The organism is Saccharopolyspora pogona (genome assembly GCF_014697215.1).
In the GTDB taxonomy this organism is placed as follows: Bacteria; Actinomycetota; Actinomycetes; order Mycobacteriales; family Pseudonocardiaceae; genus Saccharopolyspora; species Saccharopolyspora hattusasensis.
Genome location: NZ_CP031142.1, coordinates 7,973,044 through 7,999,394 on the forward strand (window position 1 = coordinate 7,973,044; position 26,351 = coordinate 7,999,394).

At 61.1% G+C, this 26,351-nt stretch carries 30 protein-coding genes and 1 pseudogene; 12 read left to right on the top strand and 19 right to left on the bottom strand.

What is annotated here, in order from left to right:
• Positions 1-24: 24 nt before the first annotated feature.
• The 12 genes and pseudogenes from DL519_RS37655 (at position 25) to DL519_RS37710 (ending at position 9,414) form a co-directional block, all read left to right on the top strand.
• Positions 25-780, top strand: coding sequence for a CPBP family intramembrane glutamic endopeptidase (locus DL519_RS37655; RefSeq protein ID WP_190821927.1), 756 nt, complete (start codon positions 25-27; stop codon positions 778-780).
• Positions 781-969: 189 nt separating this feature from the next.
• Entirely contained in the window at positions 970-1,410 is a 441-nt protein-coding gene (rpsP, locus tag DL519_RS37660) for a 30S ribosomal protein S16 (protein ID WP_190821929.1), read from the top strand.
• Positions 1,407-1,646 (top strand): RNA-binding protein, encoded by a 240-nt coding sequence (locus DL519_RS37665; RefSeq protein WP_168584956.1) that lies wholly within the window; start codon positions 1,407-1,409, stop codon positions 1,644-1,646. Before rpsP ends, DL519_RS37665 begins: the two co-directional genes overlap by 4 nt.
• Positions 1,647-1,654: 8 nt before the next feature.
• Entirely contained in the window at positions 1,655-2,194 is a 540-nt protein-coding gene (rimM, locus tag DL519_RS37670) for a ribosome maturation factor RimM (RefSeq protein ID WP_190821931.1), read from the top strand.
• A 322-nt stretch (positions 2,195-2,516) separates the two neighbouring features.
• On the top strand, positions 2,517-3,323 hold the full coding sequence (gene trmD / locus DL519_RS37675) for a tRNA (guanosine(37)-N1)-methyltransferase TrmD (protein WP_190821933.1): 807 nt from the start codon (positions 2,517-2,519) through the stop codon (positions 3,321-3,323).
• Positions 3,324-3,515: 192 nt separating this feature from the next.
• A complete protein-coding gene (gene rplS / locus DL519_RS37680; protein ID WP_190821935.1) occupies positions 3,516-3,875 on the top strand; it encodes a 50S ribosomal protein L19 in 360 nt (119 codons plus the stop codon).
• A 293-nt stretch (positions 3,876-4,168) separates the two neighbouring features.
• Positions 4,169-5,071 carry a signal peptidase I gene (gene lepB / locus DL519_RS37685; protein WP_223840006.1) on the top strand — a complete coding sequence of 301 codons (903 nt, stop codon included), beginning with the start codon at positions 4,169-4,171 and terminating at the stop codon, positions 5,069-5,071.
• Between the two features lie 7 nt (positions 5,072-5,078).
• Positions 5,079-5,831, top strand: a complete 753-nt coding sequence (locus DL519_RS37690; protein ID WP_190821939.1) for a ribonuclease HII — start codon at positions 5,079-5,081, stop codon at positions 5,829-5,831.
• A 33-nt stretch (positions 5,832-5,864) separates the two neighbouring features.
• Positions 5,865-6,188 carry a DUF2469 domain-containing protein gene (locus tag DL519_RS37695; RefSeq protein WP_010305976.1) on the top strand — a complete coding sequence of 108 codons (324 nt, stop codon included), beginning with the start codon at positions 5,865-5,867 and terminating at the stop codon, positions 6,186-6,188.
• 356 nt (positions 6,189-6,544) lie between these two features.
• A complete protein-coding gene (locus DL519_RS37700; RefSeq protein ID WP_190821941.1) occupies positions 6,545-6,946 on the top strand; it encodes a YraN family protein in 402 nt (133 codons plus the stop codon).
• A pseudogene (locus DL519_RS37705) lies at positions 6,947-7,876 on the top strand (YifB family Mg chelatase-like AAA ATPase); the annotation flags it as partial.
• Positions 7,877-7,914: 38 nt separating this feature from the next.
• Positions 7,915-9,414, top strand: coding sequence for a recombinase family protein (locus DL519_RS37710; protein ID WP_190821943.1), 1,500 nt, complete (start codon positions 7,915-7,917; stop codon positions 9,412-9,414).
• An 84-nt stretch (positions 9,415-9,498) separates the two neighbouring features.
• Here DL519_RS37710 and DL519_RS37715 read toward each other — a convergent pair whose 3' ends face one another.
• From DL519_RS37715 to DL519_RS37800, 19 genes are all read right to left on the bottom strand, one after another.
• Positions 9,499-9,693 carry a hypothetical protein gene (locus DL519_RS37715; RefSeq protein WP_190821945.1) on the bottom strand — a complete coding sequence of 65 codons (195 nt, stop codon included), beginning with the start codon at positions 9,691-9,693 and terminating at the stop codon, positions 9,499-9,501.
• Complete coding sequence (locus tag DL519_RS37720; RefSeq protein WP_190821947.1) at positions 9,690-10,487, bottom strand: hypothetical protein; 798 nt, start codon at positions 10,485-10,487, stop codon at positions 9,690-9,692. The genes DL519_RS37715 and DL519_RS37720 overlap by 4 nt, the downstream gene beginning before the upstream one ends.
• Positions 10,488-10,489: 2 nt before the next feature.
• Entirely contained in the window at positions 10,490-10,780 is a 291-nt protein-coding gene (locus DL519_RS37725; RefSeq protein ID WP_190821949.1) for a hypothetical protein, read from the bottom strand.
• 72 nt (positions 10,781-10,852) lie between these two features.
• A complete protein-coding gene (locus DL519_RS37730; RefSeq protein ID WP_190821951.1) occupies positions 10,853-11,167 on the bottom strand; it encodes a hypothetical protein in 315 nt (104 codons plus the stop codon).
• A gap of 585 nt (positions 11,168-11,752) precedes the next feature.
• Positions 11,753-14,260, bottom strand: a complete 2,508-nt coding sequence (locus tag DL519_RS37735; protein WP_190821953.1) for a hypothetical protein — start codon at positions 14,258-14,260, stop codon at positions 11,753-11,755.
• A gap of 3 nt (positions 14,261-14,263) precedes the next feature.
• Complete coding sequence (locus DL519_RS37740) at positions 14,264-15,115, bottom strand: hypothetical protein (protein WP_190821955.1); 852 nt, start codon at positions 15,113-15,115, stop codon at positions 14,264-14,266.
• A gap of 3 nt (positions 15,116-15,118) precedes the next feature.
• Complete coding sequence (locus DL519_RS37745) at positions 15,119-17,638, bottom strand: hypothetical protein (protein WP_190821957.1); 2,520 nt, start codon at positions 17,636-17,638, stop codon at positions 15,119-15,121.
• Positions 17,639-18,024: 386 nt separating this feature from the next.
• A complete protein-coding gene (locus tag DL519_RS37750) occupies positions 18,025-18,381 on the bottom strand; it encodes a phage tail assembly protein (protein WP_190821959.1) in 357 nt (118 codons plus the stop codon).
• A gap of 123 nt (positions 18,382-18,504) precedes the next feature.
• A complete protein-coding gene (locus DL519_RS37755; RefSeq protein ID WP_190821961.1) occupies positions 18,505-19,086 on the bottom strand; it encodes a phage tail tube protein in 582 nt (193 codons plus the stop codon).
• Positions 19,087-19,094: 8 nt separating this feature from the next.
• Positions 19,095-19,505: a hypothetical protein gene (locus DL519_RS37760; protein ID WP_223840007.1), complete on the bottom strand. Its 411-nt coding sequence runs from the start codon at positions 19,503-19,505 to the stop codon at positions 19,095-19,097.
• 9 nt (positions 19,506-19,514) lie between these two features.
• Positions 19,515-19,832 carry a DUF5403 family protein gene (locus DL519_RS37765; RefSeq protein WP_190821963.1) on the bottom strand — a complete coding sequence of 106 codons (318 nt, stop codon included), beginning with the start codon at positions 19,830-19,832 and terminating at the stop codon, positions 19,515-19,517.
• The gene (locus DL519_RS37770) at positions 19,832-20,188 is read right to left on the bottom strand and encodes a hypothetical protein (RefSeq protein WP_190821965.1); all 357 of its coding nucleotides are present in this window, start codon (positions 20,186-20,188) and stop codon (positions 19,832-19,834) included. Before DL519_RS37770 ends, DL519_RS37765 begins: the two co-directional genes overlap by 1 nt.
• Positions 20,185-20,598: a Gp19/Gp15/Gp42 family protein gene (locus tag DL519_RS37775; RefSeq protein WP_190821966.1), complete on the bottom strand. Its 414-nt coding sequence runs from the start codon at positions 20,596-20,598 to the stop codon at positions 20,185-20,187. Before DL519_RS37775 ends, DL519_RS37770 begins: the two co-directional genes overlap by 4 nt.
• Positions 20,599-20,610: 12 nt before the next feature.
• On the bottom strand, positions 20,611-20,772 hold the full coding sequence (locus DL519_RS50770) for a DUF7302 family protein (RefSeq protein WP_449619129.1): 162 nt from the start codon (positions 20,770-20,772) through the stop codon (positions 20,611-20,613).
• Positions 20,773-20,793: 21 nt separating this feature from the next.
• Positions 20,794-21,771, bottom strand: coding sequence for a phage major capsid protein (locus DL519_RS37780; RefSeq protein WP_223840008.1), 978 nt, complete (start codon positions 21,769-21,771; stop codon positions 20,794-20,796).
• A 21-nt stretch (positions 21,772-21,792) separates the two neighbouring features.
• Complete coding sequence (locus DL519_RS37785) at positions 21,793-22,287, bottom strand: hypothetical protein (protein ID WP_190821970.1); 495 nt, start codon at positions 22,285-22,287, stop codon at positions 21,793-21,795.
• A 61-nt stretch (positions 22,288-22,348) separates the two neighbouring features.
• On the bottom strand, positions 22,349-23,224 hold the full coding sequence (locus DL519_RS37790) for a VG15 protein (RefSeq protein WP_449619130.1): 876 nt from the start codon (positions 23,222-23,224) through the stop codon (positions 22,349-22,351).
• A complete protein-coding gene (locus DL519_RS37795; protein WP_190821974.1) occupies positions 23,224-24,609 on the bottom strand; it encodes a phage portal protein in 1,386 nt (461 codons plus the stop codon). The genes DL519_RS37790 and DL519_RS37795 overlap by 1 nt, the downstream gene beginning before the upstream one ends.
• Positions 24,606-26,291: a hypothetical protein gene (locus DL519_RS37800; protein ID WP_190821976.1), complete on the bottom strand. Its 1,686-nt coding sequence runs from the start codon at positions 26,289-26,291 to the stop codon at positions 24,606-24,608. The genes DL519_RS37795 and DL519_RS37800 overlap by 4 nt, the downstream gene beginning before the upstream one ends.
• Positions 26,292-26,351 lie beyond the last annotated feature (60 nt).

Here is a 26,351-nt window from a genome sequence, read left to right on the forward strand (position 1 = left end):
CCGATCGGCACCACGGAGGCTCCCGTGAACACACCGAAGCAGCCAGAGCCCGCTGCGAACGCATCGCTGCCGCCCACCCCGCCGGAGCCCGCGTCGGCTCGGACCCACCGGTGGGGGCTCGGCGCGTTCTTCTTCGCGCAGGCGATCTTCGTGCTGGTCTCGGTGACGCTCGCCGCCGCGCTGGGCAGCCCCGACAGCGTGACGCTGGTCGTAATGCTGGTGCTGCCGACGGTGCTGGCCGGGGCGGTGGCCGTGGTGATCACCGTGGTGCGCGGCAACGGCCCGCGACTCGACTTCGGCCTCGAATGGCACTGGTCGGACGTCACCACCGGCCTGGCCATCGGGAGCGTCGGCCTGGTCACGACGACCATCGCCTCGATGCTGTGGATGAAGTGGATGGGCCCGGGCGAAGGGCAGTCCACGGTGAGCAGCCTGGTCGACGGGGTGCAGCTGCCACCGGCGCTGGCGGTGGTGATCTTCCTGCACATCTGGCTGGTGGCGCCGCTGTGCGAGGAGCTGCTCTACCGCGGGCTGCTCTGGGGCGCGATGGAACGGCTGCGTTGGAGCCAGCTGAACGTGTTCGTGCTCAGCACCGCGGTCTTCGCGATCGGCCACCTGGAGCCGGAGCGCACCGTGCTGCTGCTGGTTATCGCCATCCCGATCGGCGTGGCCCGGCTGGTCACCGGGCGGCTGACGGCGAGCGTGGTCGCGCACCAGGTGAACAACTTCCTGCCCGCGCTCGGCTTGCTGCTGATCTCCCTCGGCCTGCTCCCGGCCTAGCGGTGCCTGCCGGCCCGGGTCCGCGGCAACGGCGGCCGCGGTATCTGGCACAATGAGATGCTGTTCGCCGCGAGGGGTCCCTCTCACCGCTTGTGGCCCATTGACGTACGAGCATTCCACTCCGCTGCCCCACGCGGCTTGGGCATGCTCACCGGAGCACGAACGAGAGTCTGAGGAGCACCAGCACCCGTGGCTGTGAAGATCAAGCTCGCGCGGATCGGCAAGATCCGCGAGCCGCACTACCGCATCGTCGTCGCCGACGCCCGGACCCGCCGCAACGGCCGGGCCATCGAGACGATCGGGCAGTACCACCCGAAGCAGAACCCGAGCGGCATCATCGTCAACTCGGAGCGGGCGCAGTACTGGCTGGGTGTCGGCGCGCAGCCGACCGAACCGGTGCAGAACATCCTGGAGATCACCGGCGACTGGCAGAAGTTCAAGGGCCTGCCGGGTGCCGAGGGTCGGCTGAAGGTCGCCGAGCCGAAGCCGAGCAAGCAGGCGCTGTTCGAGGCCGCACTGGCCGCCGCCGGCGAGGAGCCCACCACCGAGGCCACCACCCCGAAGAAGAAGGGTGCGAAGAAGGCCGAGGACAAGGCCGAAGAGCAGAAGTCCGAGGAAGGTCAGGCGTGACGGTCCTCGCGGACGCGCTTGAACACCTGGTGCGCGGCATCGTCGACAACCCCGACGATGTCCACGTCCAGCTGCTAACGACCCGACGCGGTCGCACCCTCGAGGTGCACGTGAACCCGGACGACCTGGGCAAGGTCATCGGTCGCGGTGGGCGCACCGCGACGGCGCTGCGGACCGTGATGTCCGGCATCGGCGGGCGCGGCATCCGGGTCGACGTTGTCGACACCGACCGCTGAGCACGACCATGAACGAGCCCGAGCTGGAAACCCTGGCCGTCGGCCGCGTCGTGCGACCGCACGGCATCCGGGGAGAACTCGTCGTCGACGTGCTCACCGACAGTCCGGAGCTGCGGTTCGCTCCCGGCTCGGTGCTCGGGGTCCAGCGGCGCGGGGTGGTCCGCGCGCAGAACCTCACGGTGACAGCCGCCCGGCAGCACGCCGGGCGGCTGCTCGTGCGCGCGGAGGGCGTCGAGGGCCGGGATGCCGCCGAGGACCTGCGCGGTGTGCTGCTCACGGTCCGCTCCGACGTCCTCGAACCGACCGGTGATCCGGACGAGTTCCACGACGGCGAGCTGACCGGCCTGCGGGTCGAACTGGTCTCCGGCGACGAGGTGGGCGTGGTGAGCGACGTGCTGCACACGCCCGGTGGCGAGCTGTTGGCCGTGCGCACCACCGACGGCCGGGAGGTCCTGGTGCCGTTCGTGGCCGAGATCGTGCCCGAGGTCGATCTCGCCGCCGGTCGCCTCGTCGTAGACCCGCCGGAAGGCCTGCTCGACGCGGAGTGACGTCGCACCGGCAACAGCAAGGCAAAACCGCCCTCGCCGTCCGGTGGTGTTTCAGGGCACGTCTTTGAACGCGATCTGGTCTCGTCTCTTGAAGCGGCGCAGCCACTTGGCCCGCCTACGCAACTCGCACCGCCGCAGGTTCTCAACAGTATCCTGCGGGGACACCCCGCACCCCGAGCTATCTCGCGAGGAAAGCCCCAGCGCCGCGTATTTGGACATACGTAAGCCGGGGATCCCGGAGTCGAGAAGGCGACGGTAACTCCCGCAGGGGGCCGCTACCGGCACCGCTAAGCAAGACGAGTTCGGAGACAAGTACTGCCCCATGCGCATCGACGTCATCACGATCTTCCCCGACTACCTGGCCCCGCTGCGGGAAGCGCTGCTGGGCAAGGCCATCGAACGCGAGCGGATCGCGGTCGGCGTGCACGACCTGCGGGACTGGACGCACGACGTGCACCGGGCCGTGGACGACAGCCCCTACGGCGGCGGCCCCGGCATGGTGATGAAGCCGGACGTCTGGGGCGAAGCGCTGGACGGTGTTTGTGGCGCTGCTGCGGCATCCGCTGACTCCCCCGCGCCGCGGCTGGTGGTGCCGACCCCGGCCGGGCGGCCGTTCGACCAGCGCACCGCCATCCGCTGGTCCGCCGAGCCCTGGCTGGTTTTCGCCTGCGGTCGCTACGAGGGCATCGACCAGCGGGTGATCGACGACGCCGCCACCCGGATGCCGGTGGAGGAGGTCTCCATCGGCGACTACGTGCTGGTCGGTGGCGAGGTCGCCGCGCTGGTCATGATCGAGGCGGTGGCCCGGCTGCTGCCAGGCGTGCTGGGCAACCCCCTGTCGGCCGAGCAGGACTCGTTCTCCGACGGCCTGCTGGAAGGCCCCTGCTACACCCGCCCCGAGGTGTGGCGCGGGCACGCCGTGCCGGACGTGCTGCGTTCCGGCAACCACGCCGCGATCGCCCGCTGGCGGCGCGATCAGGCGCTGGCCCGGACCTACCGGCGGCGCCCGGATCTGCTGGCCGCGCTGCCGGAGGGGACCCTGGACGCGGCCGACCGCGAGCAACTCGATAAGCTGCGGGAGTCGGAGCATTCCGACGAGTCCCGGAATGCCGGAGACGCGCCGCGCTGACCCCGCGTCGGTGGGGCCGGTTCAGACGCCGAAATGCGGATCTGGCACACTGGAACGGTTGATGCAGCCGAACGTCAGGTTCGGCGGGCTCACAAGCAAGTTCACCCCGTGTCAGGCGGTGCCCACCAGTAGGTCGGGTCATCGACATGCGAGAACACGGGTGCCTTCGACACGGATGAGGACGGACCACCGATGAACACCCTGGACGCGCTGGACGCCCAGTCGTTGCGTTCTGACATTCCGGCCTTCCGGCCTGGCGACACGCTGAAGGTCCACGTCCGCGTCATCGAGGGTTCGCGCGAGCGGATCCAGGTCTTCCAGGGCGTGGTCATCCGCCGGCACGGCGGTGGCATCCGGGAGACCTTTACCGTGCGCAAGATTTCCTTCGGTGTCGGTGTGGAGCGGACGTTCCCGGTGCACACCCCGAACATCGCGCAGATCGAGGTCGTGGCGCGCGGTGACGTTCGGCGGGCGAAGCTGTACTACCTGCGCGAGCTGCGCGGCAAGAAGGCCAAGATCAAGGAGAAGCGCGAGACCGCGCCGGCTTCCTGATCGGCGTTCCACTCGGAACCACCGAACGGCCCAGGTGCACGCACCTGGGCCGTTTCGCGTGCCGTGGATAGGCGTTTTGCCCGGTGGCGGTCGTGCACCGGTGGCGGTCGGGTGTTCCACCTTCGAGTGGTCACCGGCTGGTCCGCGTGGTGTCGTCCCGCTCCCTCGAATCGGATGTACCGGAAAAGAGCACGTCAAAGCGGTGTCGCGGGGCGTTCGAATCAGGTGCACGAGGCGGGGGAGCGCGACGGCGACCGCCGCGGTTCCAGTAACCTGGCCAGGTGGCCGACGTCATGCGCAGCGGATCAGCGGAAGACCCCAACGGTGCGGAGCACCCCGGCGGTGCCCCGGACGAGCCGGGGGATGGTTCCCGCCGCCGCAAGCCCAAGGGCAAGAAGAAGGGCTCGTTCTGGCGCGAGCTGCCGATCCTGATCGTCACGGCACTCGTCCTGACCGTGCTCATCCAGGCGTTCCTGGCCAGGGTGTACGTGATCCCGTCGCAGTCGATGGAGCAGACCCTGCACGGGTGCACCGGTTGCAACAACGACCGGGTGCTGGTGGACAAGGTCACCTACCGGTTCAGCGATCCGGAACCGGGCGACGTGGTGGTGTTCCGCGGCCCGCAGCCCTGGGTGCAGAACGAGTTTGAGGCGGATGAGCCGTCCAACCCCGTCGCCGGCTTCTTCCAGGGCGCGGCGTCGCTGCTGGGCTTCGGCGCTCCGGACGAGAAGGACTTCGTCAAGCGGGTGATCGCCGTCGGCGGCCAGACCGTGGAGTGCTGCGACGCGCAGAACCGGATGCTGGTCGACGGCAAGCCGCTCAACGAGCCGTACCTGTACTGGGAGCCCGGACGCGGCGTCGGTCAGGACGAGTTCAAGCCGGTGACGGTGCCGCCGGGGCACCTGTGGGTGATGGGCGACAACCGAAACGACTCGGCGGACTCGCGGGTCCAGGGCGGTGGCGGTATCAACGGTGCCGTGCCGGTCGAGAACGTGATCGGCAAGGCCCAGCTGATCGTGCTGCCGCCGACCCGCTGGCAGAGCATCCCGGAACCGAACCCGCAGACCACCGCGCTGGGCGCACCGTCCTGGCAGACCGGGGTGCCGATGGGCGTCGGGTTCGCCGCGGCGTTCCCGACGCTGTGGCTGGGTCGTAGGCTCGTCGGTGTGGTGAACAAGAGACGGTCGTCGGAGTGACGTCGACGTGACGGTGGCGGCGTTCCGGCCGCCGAGGTCGGTGATCCGGCGCAGCAGTGGTAACTGGGCTCTCCAGAGCGCGTTGGACCGCAGGGGCCTCGGGCCGGTGGCAGGAGTGGACGAGGCCGGGCGTGGCGCGTGCGCGGGTCCGCTCGTGGTGGCCGGGTGCGCGCTCCGCCCTGGGGACGCGCGGCGGTTCGACGGGCTGACGGACTCGAAGGTGCTCTCGGAGGCTGACCGGGAGCGCCTGTACGACCGCGTGACCGAGCGGGCGCTGAGCTGGTCCACCATCGTGATCCCGGCCGAGGACATCGATGCGCTCGGCATCCACGTGGCGAACCTGGAGGGCATGCGGCGTGCGGTCGCGCAGCTGACCCCACATCCGGGTTACGTGCTGACCGATGGCTTCCGCGTGTCGGGATTGGCGACGCCCAGCGTGGCCGTGGTGAAGGGCGATCTGGTCGCGGCCTGCGTGGCCGCGGCGTCGGTGCTGGCGAAGGTGACCCGGGATCGGTTGATGACTGCGCAGCTCCACGTCGAGTTCCCCGACTACGGGTTCGACGAGCACAAGGGGTACAGCACGCCCGTGCATTCGGCCCGGCTGACGCGGTTCGGCCCCTGCGCCGAGCACCGGTGGTCCTACGCGAACGTGGTGGCCGCGGCGCAGCGGCACGGGATGCGCTCGCCGCGCACCGTGACCAGCAAGCCCGGGTTGTTCGATGCTTCGGAGGGGGATGTGGTGGACAATGAGGCGTTGTAGTCCGAACGGCAATGCAGAAGGGCTCGCACAGCGATGAGCGCCGAGGATCTCGAGAAGTACGAGACCGAGATGGAGCTGCAGCTCTACAAGGAGTACCGCGACATCGTCGGGCAATTCACCTACGTCGTGGAGACGGAACGGCGCTTCTACCTGGCCAACGTCGTGGACGTCCAGGTGCGCAACTCTGACTCGGAGGTCTACTTCGAGGTGGCGATGTCGGACGCGTGGGTGTGGGACATGTACCGGCCGGCGCGGTTCGTGAAGAACGTGCGGGTGATCACGTTCAAGGACGTCAATGTCGAAGAGCTGGACAAACCGGACCTCCGGCTGCCGGAGAGCGGCCCGTTCGGTTCCTGATCCCGATCTCGCAGCCCGGGTGGTCGAATCCGACCGCCCGGGCTTCTTCTTTCTGCAAGCCGTTGTGCAAATGCTGCGTGACCCCAATTCCTGTATCGGCGGATTCTGCAAATTTCGCAGTATGCGAAGCGATTTTTGCTTGAACGACAACTGTTCCCACTCCTTAGGGTGAGGAGAGTTGTCCACAGCAGACGGATTGATCCACAGATTTCGAAAATAACTGGAGATCGGTTCCGAATGCGGGCATCTTGGATGCATCGACGTGCCCGAATCCCTTGGCGTACTTGGTGAAACTCGCTCATGTGCGCTTCCGGATACCGGCACGGAAACCCCGAACACGAATCGAGGAGGAAGCCGTGGACCGGAAGAAGGTCGTGGGTCAGCTGTCCGATGACGACACCAGGGGCCGCAGACATGCGTTGGGCGTCGAGGGCGAGCGGCTGGCGGCCGCGCTCCTGGAACGCCGCGGCCTGACCGTGCTGGACCGGAATTGGCAATGCCGGCAAGGAGAACTCGACATCGTCGCCACCGACGGCGACACCGTGGTGTGCTGCGAGGTCAAGGCGCGCTCCGGCACGGACTACGGCGGACCGAGCTACGCGATCGCGCCGGAGAAGATCAACCGGATCCGAAGCGTGGCGCAGTCCTGGCTGGCCGCGCGTGGCCTGGTGGGTTGCCGGGTGCGGTTCGACGTCGTCGCGGTGCTGTGGCCGCCGGGCAAGCGGCCGCGCATCAAGCACTTGGAGGGGGTGTTCTAGATGGCACTGCGACGGACCTGGGCGGTCGCGCTGTTCGGAGTGGACGGCGTGCTCGTCGAGGTAGAAGCCGATGTGCGCAAGGGTGGGTTGCCATCTCTGCAGCTCCTCGGGCTGCCCGACACGGCCCTGCAGGAGTCGAAGAACCGGGTGCGCGCGGCGATCCAGAACTGCAAGGAGGACTGGCCGGCGAGCTGCGTGACGTTGGCGCTGTCACCGGCCGCGCTGCCCAAGACCGGTACGTCGTACGACCTGGCGCTGGCCTGCGCGGTGCTGGCCGGGGCGGAACTGGTCCCGCCGCACCGGTTGGCGGGCACGGTGCTGTTCGGCGAGTTGGCCCTGGACGGGCGCATCCGGCCGGTCCGCGGCCTGCTGCCCGCGCTCCTGGCCGCTCGCCGGGCGGGCATGCGCCGCGCGGTGGTACCCGCCGAGGAACTGGCCGAGGCGCACCTGGTGGAAGACATCGAGGTGCTCGGCGCCGGGCATCTGCGGGACGTCGTCGCCTGGCTGCGCGAACTCGGCGAGCTCGATCGCCGGCCGCCGGCGGTCGACCAGCCGCCGACCGAGGACGTGCCGGACCTCTCCGACGTGCTGGGGCAACCCGAGGCGAGGTGGGCCCTGGAGGTCGCCGCGGCGGGCGGCCACCACCTGTTGATGGTCGGGCCGCCGGGCACCGGCAAGACGATGCTGGCCAAGCGGCTGTGCGGGCTGTTGCCGAGCCTGACCGCGTCCGAGGCGCTGGAGGTCACCGCGATCCGCTCGGTGGCCGGCGACCTGCCGGGGGCGGCTGCGCTGATCCGGACTCCGCCGTTCGTGGCGCCGCACCCCACGCTGTCGATCCCGGCCCTGATCGGCGGCGGCACCGGGCTGGCGAGACCGGGCGCGGTCAGCAGCGCGCATCGGGGGGTGCTCCTTCTGGATGACCCGAACGAGTGATAATAACTCCACTGAGCGACCCTCGAAGGAGCGACGTGGAGTCACTAAAAGCGCTGGTAGTCACCCGTCTGAGTAACCTAACCGATGCTACGACCAGCCCGGAGCGTCAACTAGATGTCTGCAAGCGTTTGTGCGCTGATCGTGGCTGGGAAGTGGTGGACGTCGCCCAAGACCTGGATGTCTCTGCGTCCGCTACGTCGCCGTTCGAGAGACCCGAACTCAAGAAGCGTCTAGCTCAACCTGAGCGGTTCGACGTGATCGTGTTCTGGCGTGTTGACCGGCTCGTCCGCAGGGTCACCCACCTTGCTCAGATGATCGACTGGGCAGAGGAACACGGCATCACGCTTGTGTCCGCGACGGAGCAGGCTTTCGACCTGAGCACGCCGATCGGCAAAGCCATTGCCTACATGGTCTCTATATTCGCTGAGATGGAAGCCGCAGCGATCAGCGAGCGGACGGAGCAGGCGTATGCGCACAACCGCAGGCTTGGGAAGTACACCGGGGGTCCCCCGCCATACGGCTACCTGCCAGAGAAGAACGGTGATGGTGAATGGCGGTACGTTCCCGACCTTGACAACAAGCCCTTCATCCTCGGACTGATCGATCAGCTGTTAGCGGGCGGGCGACCGCACACCATCGTCCGTGACCTGAACCGGCGGGGAGTCCCCTCGCCCGAAGACTACTTCCGAGAGAAACAGGGCAAACCGCTCAAGGGCTCGAAGTGGACTTCGGCAAACCTGACTCGGGCTCTCACTTCACCAGCGTTGCTTGGCCAGATGACCTTCCGGCCGGTCATCGGCAAGAAGAACGGCCGGAAGGTCTACGGGAACCCTGAGCTAGTCCGTGGTGACGACGGAAAGCCGGTGGTGCGTGCTGAGCCTCTGATCGACCGTGAGCTACACGATCGGCTCCGCAAGTACCTGGACGGCATCAAGGGCAAGCGAAGCCCTTACACAACGTCTGAGAGCCTTCTAACTGGTGTGCTCTGGTGCGGGGTCTGCGAGCTGGAGATGTACCGCAACAAAGGGCGGAATCACTACCTGTACCGCTGCCGTTCAGCGAACATCGAAACCTCATGCGGTAATCCAGGATGGCGGCAGGATGCAGCAGAGGAGCTTGTCTCCAAAAACCTGTTAGACGAGTTCGGTGATACGCCGAGGATGAAGCGAATCTTTGTTCCGGCGGAGGACACAGCCGCTGAGCTAGCAGAGGTGAACGCAGAACTGATCGACGTAGCCGGATTGATTGGTACGGGACCATTTAAGTCCGGCCCGGCTAGGGAGCGACTAGAAGAACGCGCAGCGGCTCTAGACGCTCGCAGGAGCGAGCTAGAGGCCACCCCATCTCGTGAGGCCGGTTATCGGTATGAGCCGACAGGAGAAACGTTCAAGGAATACTGGGAAGGGCTCGACAAGAAACAGCGGAACCTGTTCCTTCGTGACAATGGTGTTCGGCTGGAGTGGGACGGTCGGGTGCCGGAATTCCATCTGTATTGGAACGAATTAGAGAAATTGAAGGAAGCCGTTCGGAGCTGAAAACACGAAAAGCCCCCTCTCAGGCCTAGTCAGGGTCCGGGAGGGGGCTTATTTTGCGTTAGAGGGATTCTCAGCTCTTTGCGATTACGGCTTGTCAACGGGCGTGACGTTCTTCCGAACGAGCACGGTCAGCACGATCGAGGCGACAGCCGCAACCGCAGACACGACCGAGTTGATAGCCACGTCATCGATTGTCAGCCAGCCGATACCAACCAGCGCCACGAGTACCAGTCGTACAGCCTCCGCGACCGCCGCCGGCTCGACCTTAGCTAGTTTCACTTAACTCCTCCGAGTCGCTTGGTGATCTCGTTAACGATGGCGTCCGCCTGGGCGACGTTGTCCGCTCCCAAGGCCGCACGAACCGACTCAGCCACCACTGGGCCAATGACCGGCTTCAGTGCCTCAGCGACCCGCTGAGGGTCAACTTCGGCACCTTGAGCGGCCAGGCCGAGAGTCCGGTTAACCCACAGAGCCATGTCGCTAAGGACGTCAGCACCCTTGGTCGGGTTCTTAGGGTCAATCTTGTTCTGAATGAATCCCATCTCAAACCAGAGCTTGTGCATGTCGAGCACTAGCTTGAACAGGTCTCGCTGTTCCTGGTCGCTAAGCGCCATTAGAAATCCTTCGTTGATCAGAGCTGGGGAAACGCTGTACCTGAAACTGCGGAGATTCCACGGTTGCGTGTCGTCGCACAGTTCCGGAATTACGCTCAGGTGGAAGTGTTTGTTGTGAGGGTTAGATCCGCTGTACTTAACCCACTTCCATGGGTTGTTTCCCGGACGGCTATCGAGGATGCAGCCGTTTGCGATGATGTACTTGATCCGAGGATCGCGGCTTGCAGCAAGCTCATCGGTAAGCCTGTCGATGTCCATCCCGTTAGCAGGATCGTGGGTGAAGTCCCTCGCGGTGACAACCCCGACACCGTTCTCCACGTACCACGGGTTGTGGTCCGAAGAACGGCTAGCGTGAGCCTCGTCGCCGATACCTCCATCCGACGCCGTGCTTCGGTTCGGGAACTGCTCGTTGAACTGCCTACGGAGGACTTCGAGGCTTTCAGCAACGCGCCAAGTCACGATCAGCCTCCAAAGAGTTTCTGGATTTCCCCGAGGTTCGGGGCGAGGATTCCGAGCACGAGCAGCGCGCCAGATGCATACCAGTGCTTACGGTCGATCGCATCAAGGCGATCTTCATGCTTAGCAACGTCAGCCGCAGATGCGACGTTCTTTTCTAGGTCACGGATTCGCGCTTCGTGATCCTGAGAGGTATTAGCGAGAACAACCAGCTCCGCCACCGAGCGGCGAAGTTCCTTGATGTCCCGGTACATCTCTTCCAAAGTCACCACAGCGCCGTTCTGTTCGGGCGGCATGCGAGATATTCGTTTCGTTAGGTGTGCGGGAAGAAGAAAGAACCGGACGCGCGAAGGCGTCCGGCCCTAAGATCAATTGACTGCATAATCTACGGAATTGCTCGAAACTTCCTGCTCGCCCTTTTCCACGTCTGCCAAGTCATGCCAGCTGATCTTAAACGTGCCCAGCGTGAACATGGTCCCGAAGGGGTAGAAAAACCAATCCTCTGGATACCCCGGAGGGGCTATGCGTGGGCGCACTTCAACCCCGCCCTCAGTCGGTCTGAACCCCATATTGGGCTCTACAGTGTGGATTAGGTCGATAGCATCTTGGAGATTCTCCTCCTCCAGTTCGTAATACTGGGTGACTTGGGGTCGAGGAGTGAAATAACGGGAAGTGACAGGCATCTTTGTCCTTTTACATAGTTGGAACAACGATGATGCTTGGGTTCCGGCAATTTCCGTCCTGAGTCCCGTTACGGGAGCGCATTTGGAGTTGCGCGCGGTACTGGGTACCTGCCGTTAGTCCGGTAACGAGGCGCACCCGAGTGCCCTGAATTGAGTCTGTGCCGTACTTAGACAGTGCATCAACATTGTTCGCTGTGATGATGTCAGCGTTTGTCGAAGGGTTCTTGATGGCCACGGACAGCAATACGAGTTCTAGGCCGCCACACCAGATCTCACCTCCGATGTAGAGCATTACCGTCCCGCTTGCAGGCGCAGTAAAGACCACATTCGGTAACGTGGTGCTGGTGTTAACTGTCGATGTGAAAGTGTTGCTGCGAGTGGTTAGCTGCACGTCATCGGTACGTGCCGCCGAGGATGGTCTTGCAGTAGTGTCGGTTACTCGTGCTTCCAGGGTGGTAATCCGGCCGCCCTGGCTAGAGATAGCAGTGGTGTTGTCGTTGATCTGGGTAGCGTGAGTGTTCCACTCAGCCGCTCCGATGAGCTTGCCTGTCTGAAAAGTAGGCATAGTAGCCATAGAGAAATCCCTTACGAGAGGACCGTGGACTGGCCGAGGATCGAGTAGTCCTGATCGCCAAGAATCCAGACACGGGCTTGTTGAACAACCTCAACTTGGTAGGTGTCCACAAGACCAACTCCGTCTTCGAGCTCACGGAGGATGCCGAAAATCTGGAGCTTAATCGAACCTCCGAAACCGTCCGGGTCGGCGATCTCGATCACGTCACCGATCTGAATCCGGGGGTCGCCGGGAACAGTGATGGCGTCGGTTACGGGGATCGGACGACCGAGCTTAGAGACTAGCCTGGAGAGCATCGACTCGGTCTGGAATCTGTCTTGCAGCCAGAAGTTGTTCGACATTTCCAGAACACGCTGACCGTAGTCGGCGACACTGGCGTCGTTTCGGACCTCGAAACTTCGAGGTTCATTTTCCTGAACCATAGTTCCACGAAGGCGGAAGAAGGCCCGGTCGTCAGGTCCAACGAAACCGTCAACGCCTGTGGTTGTGTTTGGAACGTCGAAGGTGCCGAAGCAAACTAGCTTGGTCCAATACGGCCCAGACTTTCGTGGGTAGAACGCCACTTGGTCACCAACGTAGGTCGTTCCTCGGTAGGTTTTATACCCCTCCCAAGGAGCATATTCGTCGAACAACATGTCTACCGGTCTCAGAGTAAGATACGGATGGGTCGAGATTACATGATCATTGTCAGGGATCATGAACCCAATCCAGTTGTTCTCGGGGATCTGAAAAACTGCCGGGAGAGTGTTGTCACTGTCCTTTCGGGGAGCACCGTCCTTAGCCAGGTCGTACGTAATTCCTGGTGCTGCTTCCGCAGTCCTGGTGGTGACTCGCCAGACGTTCCGAACCGAGTCCATCGTCAGACGGAGCGAAAGGTTTTCGACTTCATCCAGGGTGAACTTTCGAACGGGTTCACCCTGCTGCAAACGAGCAACCGTGTCATAGTTCCAGAAGTTGAAATCTCCTTCTTCGTCGAAGAAAACAACACCGAATTCTGCCGCGGCAACACCCTTAACGATGTCCCAAGATTCCTGCGTATCGTCCCGCAGCGTGTACATGAACCGATTACGTCCCCATCGAGTGTCGCCGTCCGGGGTGCCAGTTAGATGACCGATCGACTTGACATTTGAACGACTCGTAAGGTCGTACTTGTCGTTGTTTGTGATGAACTCCCGGAATTGATTCCGGAACACGAACAGATCGCTGAGTGCGTACTTGTTCTCTACCGTGACCAGGCCGCCAAGTGCATACTCGGCAGATGCGGGTAGACGGTATGGAGCCGTATTTGGAGCAGACGACGTACCATCGATCATGGTCCGCATCATCGCGTCCTGATCAGGCGAGATGTTTACAGCAACCTCAATGTAGTGCCAACCCGGATCCGTCGGCAGAAACATCAGAGGACCCGTGTAAGTGGCTGTATGCGAGCCTCCAGGGTCTTTCTTCCCGGTTCGGAGAATCGGGTAGACCCCTCGGTCGGAAGACCTGACGTTCAGGTCAATCATCACGTCGTAGTATTCGACCGTGATAACCCTGGAATCTTCATCGACGCCTGAACCAGTCCAGTAGATCCAGGTACCAAGAACCGTGGTTCCCCATGCAGCAGACGGGGTAACGTAGTCGTACGTATCCATCCAATATTTCTTGGTGATCCAGACATTCTTGCCCCGAGGTACTGCGTTGCACGCCAGGTAGGGCAAGCCATTTCCGGCGAAGTCCGGGCCCGACCGGTACTGCTCAGCCCGAGCCTTCTCCGCGGCTGTGCCGTTAACCCATTCCTCAGTCAGGTGGAATTCAAACTCGTTGTCGAGAGCACCGATTTCAGGAAGCATCGACCCGTGGAATGGCACACTCAGGGCGATCTTCTTCCCGTACAGGCCGTCCGAGCCCTGGTATGTCTTGTGCTGGCTCCAATAGCCCCTTGGGGAGTTGTCGAAGCCCGCTACACGAGCAGCAAGGTCAATTACTGAGGACGAGTCAACCAGCCCAGACCGCTTGTACCCATTCACCAGGTAGTCCTGGTAAGCCGCGTACGGCGGAATCAGGACAGGAGTTCGCATACGTTCCGCGTTGTCGAGGCACGTTAGCACCACTTCGCCTGCGCGGCGGTCCGTGTTGACTTCTCGGACCATTCCAGTGAACTGTGGGTACCACTCCCAGCCAGCATCAGTGGCAATCGCGATCTCGTACGTCATCTGAACGCCAAGCTGAATACCCTCGACGTAAAACACGGACCGCGAGTTATAGGGGGCGAAGTGGCCGGCGATCGGAAGGCCATTAAAGTCGCCGCTAAGCTCGATGTCTAGCGAGGCAGCTGTGTAGCCCTCAATGAGCATGACCTCTTCGGGGGCCGTCGAGCTGAGAGCTTGCTCCCGGCTGCTCCGAGTAACGAACTTGGTCATGTCGGACAACGGGTGGTTGTACTTTCCGTTGTTGTTCCAGTCAACCCGGAGTCTGTGTGCAAACTCCCGGTAGTTCGATTCGATGGCCTGAGCAGCTTCAGGCGTGTACTCGTGCACTGCTCAGACCTCCAAGATCTTTAGGATTACCGACTGATACGGGTAGTACGGGGAAACTGTTTCCATCGTTTCGATACCGGCTCGGATAGAGCCACCGCCTATTACCGGTTCGGTAGGCTCCGAGCTGAATTCAGCCTGTGCACTGGCGACCTGGATAGTCACTCCGACTGAGCCGCCGCCTTCATACTGAATGCCGAAGTGAAGTTCATCGCTGACCGAGACATCCCCCGGGACAGTGATCTGAATACGGGTCCAGGTGTTCGGGACCAGCGTCGCCGCAGCCGTGTAGCTCCGAGTCCCCAGCCATGTACCGTTCAGGTACGGCTGTGAGAACCCAGTCACCGTTACAGCTTCAGCGGAGCGGACGTACACAGAGAAGGTCATGTCCCGGGCCTGGACGACGGGGATTCGACCTTGGTAGTCAAGATGCAAGCGGGTGCCAGCCAGCATCCCAGACCACTGAGCAGCTCTCTGCGACCACGAAACAGGGCCATCAAGGACTCGAATCCAGGTAGCGGAGCCACTGGTGGTAAAGACCCCGGCAGTGCTAGTACCGGAGGGTTTGGAGGAGGAAGCCTCTCGGGAAAGTAGGTTCTTCCGGAGAGGGTCAATCAGGTAAGTGTTGCCAGGGATCTGGCGAGTAAATACAGCCTCAAGATGAGCGTACTCATCTGGCTCAATGTGGTTCAGTTCAAACCCATAGCGGGCCTTGTAGCCGAGGACATCAACCGTCCGACCGCCGCTAATGGCAGTGTGAATGCCGCCGAATCGATCGATGGCATTCACCACATCCATTTCCATCGGGGGAAGGGGACGGAGATCCCCGGCAGGGCCGAACAGCCATTCGGGGATCACTCTTTACCTCCTGCTGTTACGGGTATTAGTCTGGTTGACGATTTGGGCCAGGTTCGGACCGTCGAATCGCAATCGAGCCCCGTTGAGCCCAGCTGCCACACCGTCAGCAACGGAGCCGGTGAGACCGAATCCATCCGAGGTGATGTGTCCGTTCCATTCCGCGTTAGCGGTCTGGTTAGCGACACCCATCATGTTCTCAACAGCTCGCTCTGCCAGATGTGCTCGGGATTCGATCCCCTTAGCGAAGTCTGTAGCCAGAGCACGACCCGAATAGGTCGTGTATCCCTTACCGCTAAAGGGGCCTTCCTTAGCCGGCGAGTTGGGGAAGAATCCGCGGGCAGCGGAAACAATTGACCGGGCAGCGGACTTAACGCTGCTAATCATCCCCTGCATACCGCTAATGAATCCGTCAACGAGGCTCCGGCCCGAACCCTTCAGAGCTCCGCCAACGTCACCCATCGCTTTTTTGGCTTCAGCAGGCATACGCCCAGCCTCGTTGGCGGTGCGCCTCGCTCCGTCTCGTGCGGCCGATTCCATCTGGTTAAACGCGGCCTGGACGGGTGCAGGAAGCGCGAACCACAATGGGCCAAGCTGGTCCTTGAGACTCTGTATCTCACCAGTGACGCCGTTCTTTGCATCCTGCGCCTTGCCCTTCATGACATCGGCTGTCTCGCCCATCTTTGCGCCAGAGATTTCCTTGATAGTCTCTAGCGCACCGGTCCAATCGCCGACCATGATCTGACCGATTAGATTGACCGAAGCACCGACGTTTTCAAACGCCGCCTTAATGCCGTTAATTACTGTTACAAGGGTGTCGAACGCGAACTTAACGAGGTCAACGATAGGCGGAAGGCTATTGAGGGCGGCGGTGAAAACAACCATAGCCACTAAGGCCACGTAGAACAGGTCGGCAAGCGTTTCCATGCCGCCGTTCTCCAGGAACTTAGCGATTTCGTTAGCCAGTGCCTCAATTCCGAGGACGATCTTGTCAAGCGTATCCTGGGGAATTCGCTCCATAGCCGCGCCAGCTCGATCAAACAGGTCGCTGATCGCGGTACCGATAGCGCTCCAGTTAACACGATCAATCAGTGCGCCCCAGTCTTCGAAGAAGTTCTTGATGCCTGGAGCGGAATTGGTAAGGAACTCCATCCCCGCGATGAGCACTTGTTCGAGGAACGAAAGGATGCCACGGAGAATCTGATCCACACCGGTTAGCGAAGACTCGATCAGCCCCATCTCATGGGCACGCTTGATGAAGTTCGTTATGCCTTCTACGACACCGTTGATCGTGGAGGCCAGAGCATCCATGATGCCCTTGGTGGCCGCGACACGGGTTAGCTCGATTACCAGACCGCTGACGCTGCCGAGAATCGAACCGGTCGCTTCATCGATGTTCTTGAAAATCTGCTCCAGCATCGCAGTACCACGGACGCTGGTGAAGAACTGGGACATTCCATCGGCGAAAGCAACAAACCGCTTAGCGATGTTGTTAAGCCCGGTCTCGATGCTGGGGAACAGGCTCTTTAGCCGCTCGAAGACAGGGGTTAGTCCCTCGCGCCAGGTGGTGTTAAGAGTCTTCTTCAGCCCGTCGATCTGGGGCTTAAGGACCTTAGCTGCATCCTTAATGCCGTCCATGCCCAAGGCGATGGCTGCAAAAGCCCCAACGCCCAATGCAGCCAGAGACGCGATACCCCCGATCAAGGCACCAACAGCGCCGATCAGCACGCCTATCGCTGTGGTGACAACCGTTAGGACCAAACCCATGCTTGCAAAAATTAGTGAGAGTCGAGCTGCCCCCAGAATCGCCTGGATAATCGGACCACCGATCTCACCTAGCGATTCTCCGAACTCGGAAACTTTTTTTCCGACGTCTTTAAACGGATCGAACAGAGAAGAAACACCCGAGCCGAGCTTAGAGAATGCGGAACGAACCGTGGAAACCAGCGATCCGAACCAAGAGAGTTCCTTATTTGAATCTCTTTGGACGGAGAAGTACCGCCACATCGCGTGGTAGTTATCTTCCTGCGCCTTGGCCAAACGACGAGATGCCTTGGCAACGTCGTCCCGTAGTACCGCGATCTGTGCTTCAGCGCGTGCGGTCCGTGACGCAGTAGCCAGACCTTTAAGTCGTAGTTCCCACAGCTTCAGCTCTGCATCTCGCAGCCGGGCAATCGAGCTGATCTCGGCCTTGTGGGCTTTCTCTAGAGCTACAGACGACTGCTCAAACGCTGCCTTAGCCCGATCCAGCTCGCTAACGATCTCAGAGGTAGCTCGCCGGACAGAGCCGAGCTGGTTTCCGATGTCCAAACCTGTGGTCTTCAGGTTTACGCGGACATTAAGGTCATCGCTCTCGATGCGCTGCTTAAGCGCCTGGAACTCCGCCCGTGCCTTTGCAGTGTCAAGCCCGATCTTGACCTGGAAATCATCCTTAATCGCCTTGAGCTTCGCACGGAGTTCCTTAGAGAACTCGGTGGTATCCGGGCGAACCTTGATGGAAACCTCGCCGACAATGTTACCCGGCATTGGTTACCCTCCCTGTGCCTTCTTAACCGCAGCGAGCCGCTGTCGGAACGGGTTTGATTCGTTGTCTCTCCCTCGCTGGGCGTCTTTCGAAGGCCGCTTAACAGGCTCAGGGGATTTAGGCTTTCGCTTACTGTTAGCCGAAACGAACGCATAAGTGTTCTGATTGACCGCGTCGATCACGGACGCCAGCAAGTAGCGGTCTACGCCCCATCCCTGGAATTGGTCACCGCCTCGAAGGGCTGCGACCGTTCTAGATTCGGGCGGAAGCTGGCGGATCAGCGCGAGGACCTGGCGGGGAGACATGCCGCCAGGCCGTAGCAAGTCGACCAGATTCAGCCCGTACTCTGATTGGAAATCAGCTAGGATTTCCTCGCCGAACTTGTCGATCAGTTGGGCGAGGCCGTGGCTTCCCCCGGCTGAGTCGCCTCACTCCACATGCTCAGCAGCCGCATGAAGCGGAGCAGGTCGTCACCGAGCGCCTTCAGGAGCTTGGTACCGCGGTCATCGGCGGTAACTGACTTAAGGATGAACTGCACCGTGGACAGGGCAAGATCCTCGTCGATGTCGTCGCCCGCGTCGTCAAGTTCCTTCAGCTTGGCGATAACGGCGTCACGCCGCTTCTTTTCGACTCGCAGCAACGAACGAAGAACGAACTCCTCGCCGGCTGCCTGGAAAGTCAGCGGCGCATACTCGCGCTCGATAGCAGCATCCAGGTCATCGAGGGTAAAGACGTTGTCGGTCATGGCGGACCCCTTAAAGTCAAATGGTGGTTGCTTGCATTTGCGGACCAAGAGTTAAAAGAGAAGGCACGGCAGGTCCGCCAAGAACCGTGCCTTCCCAGAGCTACCTAACTAGTCAAGTTAGGATTAAGGCGTAGTCGTGTCTACGATGCCGATCCACGAGAACAGATACGAGGCACCATCGTTAAGCACCAGCGTTGCTCGCAGCGGCATGGCCGCGAACTCGTCGATAGCCAGATCGATACTGTCCTCACGCCGGATAGACGCCTTCTCAGCGTGGAAGCCAATCTTGTGGCTGCCGTCCACAATGATGATCAGAACAGCCTTCTCGGTCGTCCCCGTAGTAGCAGTTCCGCTAACGGAGAAGACGCCAGCGGTGGAGTTAGCGTTAGCCGAACCGTAGTACAGACCAAGCGCGGTCTCATCGAACTGAAGAACGTTGAAGGTCACGTAGTCGGACGCAGGATCAGTAACTACCTCCTTGAGAACGGCAGCTTGCCAAGATCCACGAACCTCGGTATCTCCGCCTTCATAGCCGAAAACAGGCAACTCGTCACGGCTGGTGTGGCCGATGTTGTCCCAGCCAGTAATACCCACAGCCGGATCGAAGTTCTGAACCTCGGTAAGCGTCGGTGCCTCCGTGCCAACCGGCGCGGTGTAAATGTAGCCGACTGCGGCTGTAACAACCGCGTTGGCGTTCAAAGCCATTATTGCTCCTATGTCTGCCTCGGAGGTCTAACTCCGAGCTGGATAAGCCCTTGAATTCGCCAGGTGTCGTCGTAGGGCGAATCAAACTGGGTTTGACCCATCGTTTCCCGGAACGAGTGCAGGTATCCGGCAGGCGTGACGGTCTGATCTCTAACCATGTTCCAAATGACCTGGCGAGCGTCTAGGAACAGATCCTCGGTTTCGACAAGACCAACCGTGGTGTACGCGGTCAGCTCGATAGTTGCCCTACCGAGGAAATCCAGGTCTTTGTCAAGACCTCCGAGTCGGCGGACATTGATAAGCGGAAACTGGCGGAGGTCAACTGCCTCCACCCACGAACCGCATTTAACTCCAGGCAGTTGCTCACGTAGCACAGGGAGAATGATTTCCTGAACACGTGGCAGTCTTTTGATAACCACGTGTCCCTCCTACGCGGCGAGTCCTGCTGCACCTGTTAGTACGTACAAGCCAGGGATGTAAACTGGCGTCGGATTGCCGTAGTGGACAAGCCAGTGACCGAATTCGATTTTCATCGCAGCCGGGTCAACCAAAGTGACATACGAGTCCACCCGGCCTTGCTCAAGCTTGATCTGCGATGCCCCGGTCCGATGCTTAGCCATGTTCAGCCGGAGTTCCGCCTTGGCTGCAATCATCGTGGCTTTGTCGTAGACAGCGGCTTTAGTGCCGTCTTCGTGGCTAACCACGGTGTTAATGTATTTCTTACCCTTAAGCCGGACCTTTGCCATTAGGTTCTCCGAATAGTGAATTCGAGACGGCGTGTCTGCGCAGATCCGTTGAACCGCTGGGGGTATCCGTAGAACGACCACCGCCGGCCCGCCCAGTCAAGCTGGGCCTGTGCACCAGGCTCGAACTCCTGACCACGGGCAAAACGGAGCTTGTAAGTCTCCTCGGATTCATAGCCCTCGTTGTCCTGCTCAGCCCTTCGGGCAGAGGTTCCAGACTGGGCGGCAGGTTGGATACGGACCCATGCCGTAACCGGGTTGTCGAAGTCTGCCTTGGTGATGGTGTTGCCATCCCGATCAGTCGTAGCTATCTCGGGATAGATCGTCACCATCTCATTGCCGCGATCCAGAAGGCTCACGTGATCCACCACCAGTTTGGATCTGCCTCGCCACTCCGGTTCGTGGGGACATCGACATACGGCTTGATCGTGTAGATACCCCCGCGTACGCCAAGCAAGCCCCATTCGCTCGGGAGCACCGAGAGATGTCCCGACGCTACGTCGGAGCTGAGCTGGTAGCTGTAGTTCCCGTCCGTTTCGGCCGTGTAGCCCTCAGGATTGCGCACCAGGCGCAAAACCATCTCGACCTCTACCAGGACAACAACGTCCCGGTCGATTCGCCCGTCAGCAACTCGCTCGTCCAGGTCGGGGATTCGGTTGCGGATAATCAGCTCGGAATCGTGGAGACGGGCGGAGACCACCTGAGTTTCCGATGCATCCAACGGCCTACCAAGCCGAGCCTCTACGTCTGCGGGAGTTGCGTAGGCCATTGGTTAACTCCCTTAGTCTTCGGTTTTCTTAGGGCGACCACGCCGCTTAGGAGCGGGGGAGGCGGGAGCCTCAGCCGTTTCAGACTGAGGCTCCTTCCAGCCCTGCTTCTTCAGCGCTTGACCCTTTTCATCCGAGACGGAGATGTTCACGCCCCGGGGAGAAATGAGCTTCATCAAATCGCCTAACTAGTCAAATCACGGGGTGACAGGCTCGGAGAACTTGGTGAACGCGCCCAGGTTGCCAACAACCCAACCAAAGGTGACCTCGATCAGGATGGCGATCTGGTTGGTCTGCCACATCGAAACCGGCGTGGTGCCGTCCAGCAGGGTGGCGGTGTCGCTGACCTTGACCCTAACTTGGTCCGCGTATCCATAACGAAGCTGCGAGAAGTCGCCACCGATCAGGCGGATGTTCGAGTCCGTCGCCAGACCCAGGTCACCGCCGACAGCACGGCCGAACTGGACCGGGAAGCCCAGCAGCGAACCGTTCTGGCTGGCCAGGTTCAGGCTCGCCGGGTCCGCGACGTTTCCATTGACGTCCCGCTGCACCATCGCGCGAGCGAGCTTGCCGCGGAATCGGGTGTCAGCTGCCCAGCCGTCGAACTCGTGGGTGTCGGCCACCAGGTCGTAACCCGCAAGCAGGTCCTCGACGATGTCAGTACCGAAGGTCACCGAGTTCGTGCTGTTGGCCAGGACGTTCGCGGTGTCGATGCCGGACAGAGCGGTACCAGTAAGCGGCTGCTTGCCGTGGAACACGGCCAGGTCGATACCGCGACCGATGGCGTACGCCAGGTCGCTCTGAATCTGGGTGTAGAGACCGTTCACGTTGGACCGCGCAAACTCCTCCGACACGGTGACGATGGTCGCCAGCTTGATCGGGGAGAACGACCGCGAGCCCCAAGCCACACCGCTAGTCGGCTTCTTCGCACCCTCTCGCTCGGCGTTGCTGGTGCCGGTACCAACCTGCCCAACCTCGGGGCGCTTGGTGTTGACCGGAATCACGGTCTCTCCATAGCCAACCGGGATCTGCTGCGCCATGCGTAGAACAAGCGAAGACTCCTGCGCCTTCTCGAAGATCGGACCAACCAGCTCCTTGGGGAGCAGGTCATCCGGCAGATACGCCAAACGCCCCTGGTGGTCAGTCGTAACGCTCGGGGAAACCTCATTGATCATAGCCATTGTTCTTTGGATTCCTTACTTAGAAAGACGACTGTTGATGAAAAGGCCGAAACCGTCAGCCGGCGAGGCGGTTCCACAGCCAAGCCCTTGGGAGCGATCCACAACCTTGGGCTTCTGGGATCCCATGAGGCCCTTGACCTTTTCGGCATGAGCCGTAAGGTCTTCCTGGGTTTCGCCCTTAAGCAGTTCGGCAAATTCGACGACGGACTCTCCAGGAATCCCCGCCGACAGAGCCGCACGCAGACGCATACCGTCCAGGTGAGCGGCGTTGAGTTCGGCAGTAATGGCCGACTTTTCGTCCGACAAAGTCGAAAGCTTCGTCTCATACTCGGACGTGATCTCTAGACGAGCCTTTTCCTCAGCCTTACCGGCCTTGATCCGAGCCTTAGCGGCTTCGTCGTTGGCCTTAGTTAGGCTGTCCCGAGCCCACTGGGGAAGTTCATCGGCCGTGGTCTCCGTAACGGGAGCCTCGGTAGTAGTGGTCTCAGGGGTCGTTGCTTCGTCGGACACAAAAGCCTCCAGGGCAATAAAAAACCGCCCACCAGGGGCGGTATTGGTTAGATAGTTAGGGTTATGCGGCAGCAGCGAAGTCGCGTGGGTTGACTTCGCCTGATTCCAAAGCGCGACGCAGTGCGGCCATGATCGCCTCACCACGAGTCCATTCGCGGTCCATCGGCTTGTGCTGGTTGCCCGTCATGGGTTTCCGCATGTCGGGGTTGTCGTTAACCAGCTTCGCGTACTTAATCCAGAGTTGCTCTGCTTCGAGGTAAGCGTCCCGTCCTGGCCAGCTTCTACGATCGAAAACCGGTACGACCTTGCAGTCGCACCCTGGGTGCCAGCGCTTCATTGCCTCGGCTAGCGCTTTATCCTCGCCGTCTGCGATCAGCTCACGGGCGGACGTGTCGTCCAGGTCCAAACCCGCGTCTTCAGCGCTGAAATACACAGGGCCACGAGAGACCAGCATCAGACAGAAACTACAGGTCTCACGGCCGGTAGCTACCCGAGCCCAGCCCTTAACCTGCCGATCCCTGATCTCGTCGTCTTCATCAATGACCGGACGAAGAATCGTCTTACGTCCGCCGTTCTCGACTTCTTTGACGGCTCGTAGAACCGCTTGCGAGACCGCACCATCGGTGGTGCCTGGCGACTTAAGCGCCTTCTTAGACGGCTCCATTGCTTCGACGTACCAATCGAAGTCGTACGAAGCCAGATCAACAGGGTGCCGACTCCCAACGTAGTGTTCCCGCTGGGAGTCATAGAACATCCGGCCTAGCTGAGCGGATTCACGTCGGGCTCTCTCGACCTCCGGATACGTATTCCGCAGCAGCGAAGCCCATCCGAACTCGTTCAGTCTCGGTGCTCGGAACGGAGCTAGCATGCGGAGGAAGAGTGCGGCGAACCTGGCGGTGATCGACTGCTGCGTTCTGTCGTACTCTCGCAGGTCCATTACGCGGCCTGGTCTTTCTCAGAGCTATCCACCATCGCCGATGGGATCTTAGGCATCCCAGTACCGAGGATGGCGCTAAGCTGCGAAGTAGGGTTCTCTTGGTCCCACTTGCGCATCTGTTCCCGCTCGACCTCGCTGTAACCCAGATCGATTCGAGCCCGCTCCACCGGAATGATGCCGCCGGCCACCAGCTTAGAAACCGCGTCCGCCTTAGCGGCGTAAGTCGGCGTAGCTGGGTCTTCCCAGATTGCCTCCATACGGCGAGCTTCCGACGAGATAGAGCCGTCCATGAGCAGCATGGCCACTCGCATGACCTGTTCCCAGCCGCCACCCATGAGCTTGCAGAACCGCTCGGTCTTCTTGACGAGCCTGCTTTCCGAGCTCCGGATAGCCTCCGCGCTAGCTGGGTTCTCCGAGGAGAACGAGAGGTACTGCGGGGGGAGTCCGGTGTAGGTGGCCGCCTGCTTTGCGAGCTCCTGGAGTACGTTGACGAAGTTCATCAGCTCCGCCGCCGCGAACTGCATCGCGTGAGCGTCGCTGTCCTCGATGGCGACGATCCGAGCGAAGTACGCTTCGATCACCGAGGCTGGATCATCCGGGTTGGCGGCCAAAGCTTCTTGCGCCACACCGAAAAGCAGCCTTTGCGGAACTGCCATCAGCTCGGCCGCGGCTTGCATGTCCATCATGATCCGGGCAGCAGCATCGGTCACCGAGCGAAGCTCGGGCGTGATCTCCGACCGGCCGTACAGCTCGGTCGTCTTGTAGCGGTTGGTCAGCTGGACGACGAGTGGAACGCCGAGGTCGTGTACGTCCTCACCTTCGACCTTCCATCCACCAGGGCCATCGACCAGGTAGACGTTGCGATCAGGCAGGTACAGCGTGCCACGGTCCTCACCAGGCTTAGCCGGGTCGACGTACGGACGGAAGGCTCGCCGTACACGCTCGGTGCGCTGGTCGATCTCCGCGTACATGTGCAGCGGGGACTCAACCTGAATCACCGGAGACTCCGGGTCCGAGAACGGATCATCCTCATCCGGGGAGCTGATCGTTGCATATGCACGGCCGTGCATCAGCGCGTCTGTGTGCGCTGGTCCGGACTTGACATCAAGGAAGTTCGCCTGCCACCAGGACCACAGCCGCTCGTCTGCCTCGGACGAGCCGGCCATCCGGAAACCTCCGAGGCTAGCCCGTTCCTCGATCGAGCTTAGGTACGTGCGCGGCCAGCCCACCTGAGCCAGCAGCGCCCGCATCTCGGGAGGGACGCTAACCCCGATGGCCTTAAGCCGGTGCTCAGCGTCGTAGTAAGACTCGTTTTCCCGGAGGCGGGCGAGTTCACCGTTCAGACCGTTACTGAGATCCTGTACGTGCTGATCAATAGTCGTCACCGGTAAACCACCGCCTTTCTGCCTCGGTTCTTCTTGCTCATCAGCAATTCCTGTCTGGCTCCAAAGGCCAGAACGGCGCAGACCGCCGCGTCAATCTTCCGCGAGCTGTCCTTGCTGGCCTTGCCAATTGCGATACCGTGATTGTTCGGCCGGCGGTGTGCATTCAAGACGTGTTGACGCAGCACTGGGTCACCGCGGTGAACAATCTGCTGTTCGAGCACCGCGTCTTCGAATCGTTCGCAGTCCACGGTGAATGCCTTGTTAGCTTCGCTGTTCGCGCCACGCATATCGAAAGCGACTGGGTGCTTAGCCGTAGCCTTAAGCTTAAGTTTCTTGCCGAACTTCGTACCCCACTGGTCAACGTAGCTCTCGAACTCTCGGACGTCAGCACGGAAAGCGCGAACGTCGTAGTGCGAGAACGTATGCTCAACCGTGGCGTTAACCTGCTCCCGAGGAATCTGGCCGTCGTAACGCTCAGGATTCCAGACTTTGATGCTAAACAGTGCACCATCATCTATCCTGCACGCGACCAGAGCCGTCCAGTCACCACCCCGGGAACCATCGAATCCCAACGTGATTGCGTCGCCGTATTCGAGAGCTCGTGCCTCCGCGTTGAAACAGCGATCCCATTCGGTCGGAGAGATCCAGGAGTCCTCAGTTGCATTGATCTGGTTGAGGAACTTCCTTCGGCTCTCCGTGATGTCGTTACGGGAGTCCAGGATGCTGCTCACCAAGGGCTTGATGGGCATCCATACCGAGTCACCACGTGCGATCTCCAGGCCCTTACGCAGCTTCTCAAGACCGGCTTCGTATGCCTCGGGGTCTTCGATGAGGTTGGCCAGCTCGGATACCGGAGTGTCCGCAGGTGCCTCAACAGCGTCGTAGAGGACGCCGGTATTTACCGCGTGCCCCGCAAGGACGTCTTGGCAGGCGTCCCAGAACCTTTCCCCGATGGAGTCCTCGCCGGGACGGTGTGCGTTGCAGATAGCTAGAGAACGACACGGGGAGAACGCGGCCTTGGTCACGTTACCGTCGATGATGTTTGCCATTTCGTGACCCTGGTTGTTTTCCATCCACCACTGGATCTCGTTCAGAATGACAAACGTTGGACGTTTCCCCTCCATCGCGGTAGGCGAAGAAGTAACCGCTTCGATCATTCCCCCGACTTCGGAATAGATGATCGTGCGGTTGACCTGAAGGCCGTATCGTGCCTTCATTCGGCTGCTGATCATCCCAGGGAAAAGCGTGAACGTGTTCCGGGTCTGATCCTGGCTAACCGCGGCTACCTGAACCCATGCAGCGGAGCGGGTGGTCCCGACAGGTTCTCCATTACTATCCCAACGCGAGAACTCAACCGGGCCACACAACTCGGCCAGGCTCATTGCAGCGGCTAGCGGGTCTTTGCCCCAGCCCTTAAGACGCCTAAGCGTCCCAGCTCGGTAGATAAATTCGCCATTGTCATCGACGGCGTACCACCACAGCAGGAATCGAGCCTGCTCTAGAGTCGGCAGGAACGGCTTACGGGCGTTCGGACCGCTGGGCTGGTTGATGTACTTGGCCATCCAGTTGATGACCTGCCAACCAAGGGTTTTCTCTGGTAAATACCAGCCCCCGGACTTGAGCCGGCGCCAGGTAGGGCCGATGATATGACTCGGAGCCGGGAGCAGCCTGGATTCATCCACTCCCGTGCTCCTGTCAATTATTCATCAGTTTCCAGGTCCGCCTGGAAGTTCGTTAGATGG

Bases quoted from the DNA above. Each gene is read 5' to 3' on its own strand.
- lepB (WP_223840006.1), top strand. From the start codon at position 4,169: ATGCGCAGCGGATCAGCGGAAGACCCCAACGGTGCGGAGCACCCCGGC.
- DL519_RS37745 (WP_190821957.1), bottom strand. From the start codon at position 17,638: ATGCCGGGTAACATTGTCGGCGAGGTTTCCATCAAGGTTCGCCCGGAT.
- DL519_RS37725 (WP_190821949.1), bottom strand. From the start codon at position 10,780: ATGCCGCCCGAACAGAACGGCGCTGTGGTGACTTTGGAAGAGATGTAC.
- DL519_RS37765 (WP_190821963.1), bottom strand. From the start codon at position 19,832: ATGGCAAAGGTCCGGCTTAAGGGTAAGAAATACATTAACACCGTGGTT.
- DL519_RS37730 (WP_190821951.1), bottom strand. From the start codon at position 11,167: ATGCCTGTCACTTCCCGTTATTTCACTCCTCGACCCCAAGTCACCCAG.
- trmD (WP_190821933.1), top strand. From the start codon at position 2,517: ATGCGCATCGACGTCATCACGATCTTCCCCGACTACCTGGCCCCGCTG.
- DL519_RS37775 (WP_190821966.1), bottom strand. From the start codon at position 20,598: ATGGCCTACGCAACTCCCGCAGACGTAGAGGCTCGGCTTGGTAGGCCG.
- rplS (WP_190821935.1), top strand. From the start codon at position 3,516: ATGAACACCCTGGACGCGCTGGACGCCCAGTCGTTGCGTTCTGACATT.
- rimM (WP_190821931.1), top strand. From the start codon at position 1,655: ATGAACGAGCCCGAGCTGGAAACCCTGGCCGTCGGCCGCGTCGTGCGA.
- DL519_RS37780 (WP_223840008.1), bottom strand. From the start codon at position 21,771: ATGATCAATGAGGTTTCCCCGAGCGTTACGACTGACCACCAGGGGCGT.
- DL519_RS37790 (WP_449619130.1), bottom strand. From the start codon at position 23,224: ATGGACCTGCGAGAGTACGACAGAACGCAGCAGTCGATCACCGCCAGG.
- DL519_RS37695 (WP_010305976.1), top strand. From the start codon at position 5,865: ATGAGCGCCGAGGATCTCGAGAAGTACGAGACCGAGATGGAGCTGCAG.
- DL519_RS37750 (WP_190821959.1), bottom strand. From the start codon at position 18,381: ATGACCGACAACGTCTTTACCCTCGATGACCTGGATGCTGCTATCGAG.
- DL519_RS37755 (WP_190821961.1), bottom strand. From the start codon at position 19,086: ATGGCTTTGAACGCCAACGCGGTTGTTACAGCCGCAGTCGGCTACATT.
- DL519_RS50770 (WP_449619129.1), bottom strand. From the start codon at position 20,772: ATGAAGCTCATTTCTCCCCGGGGCGTGAACATCTCCGTCTCGGATGAA.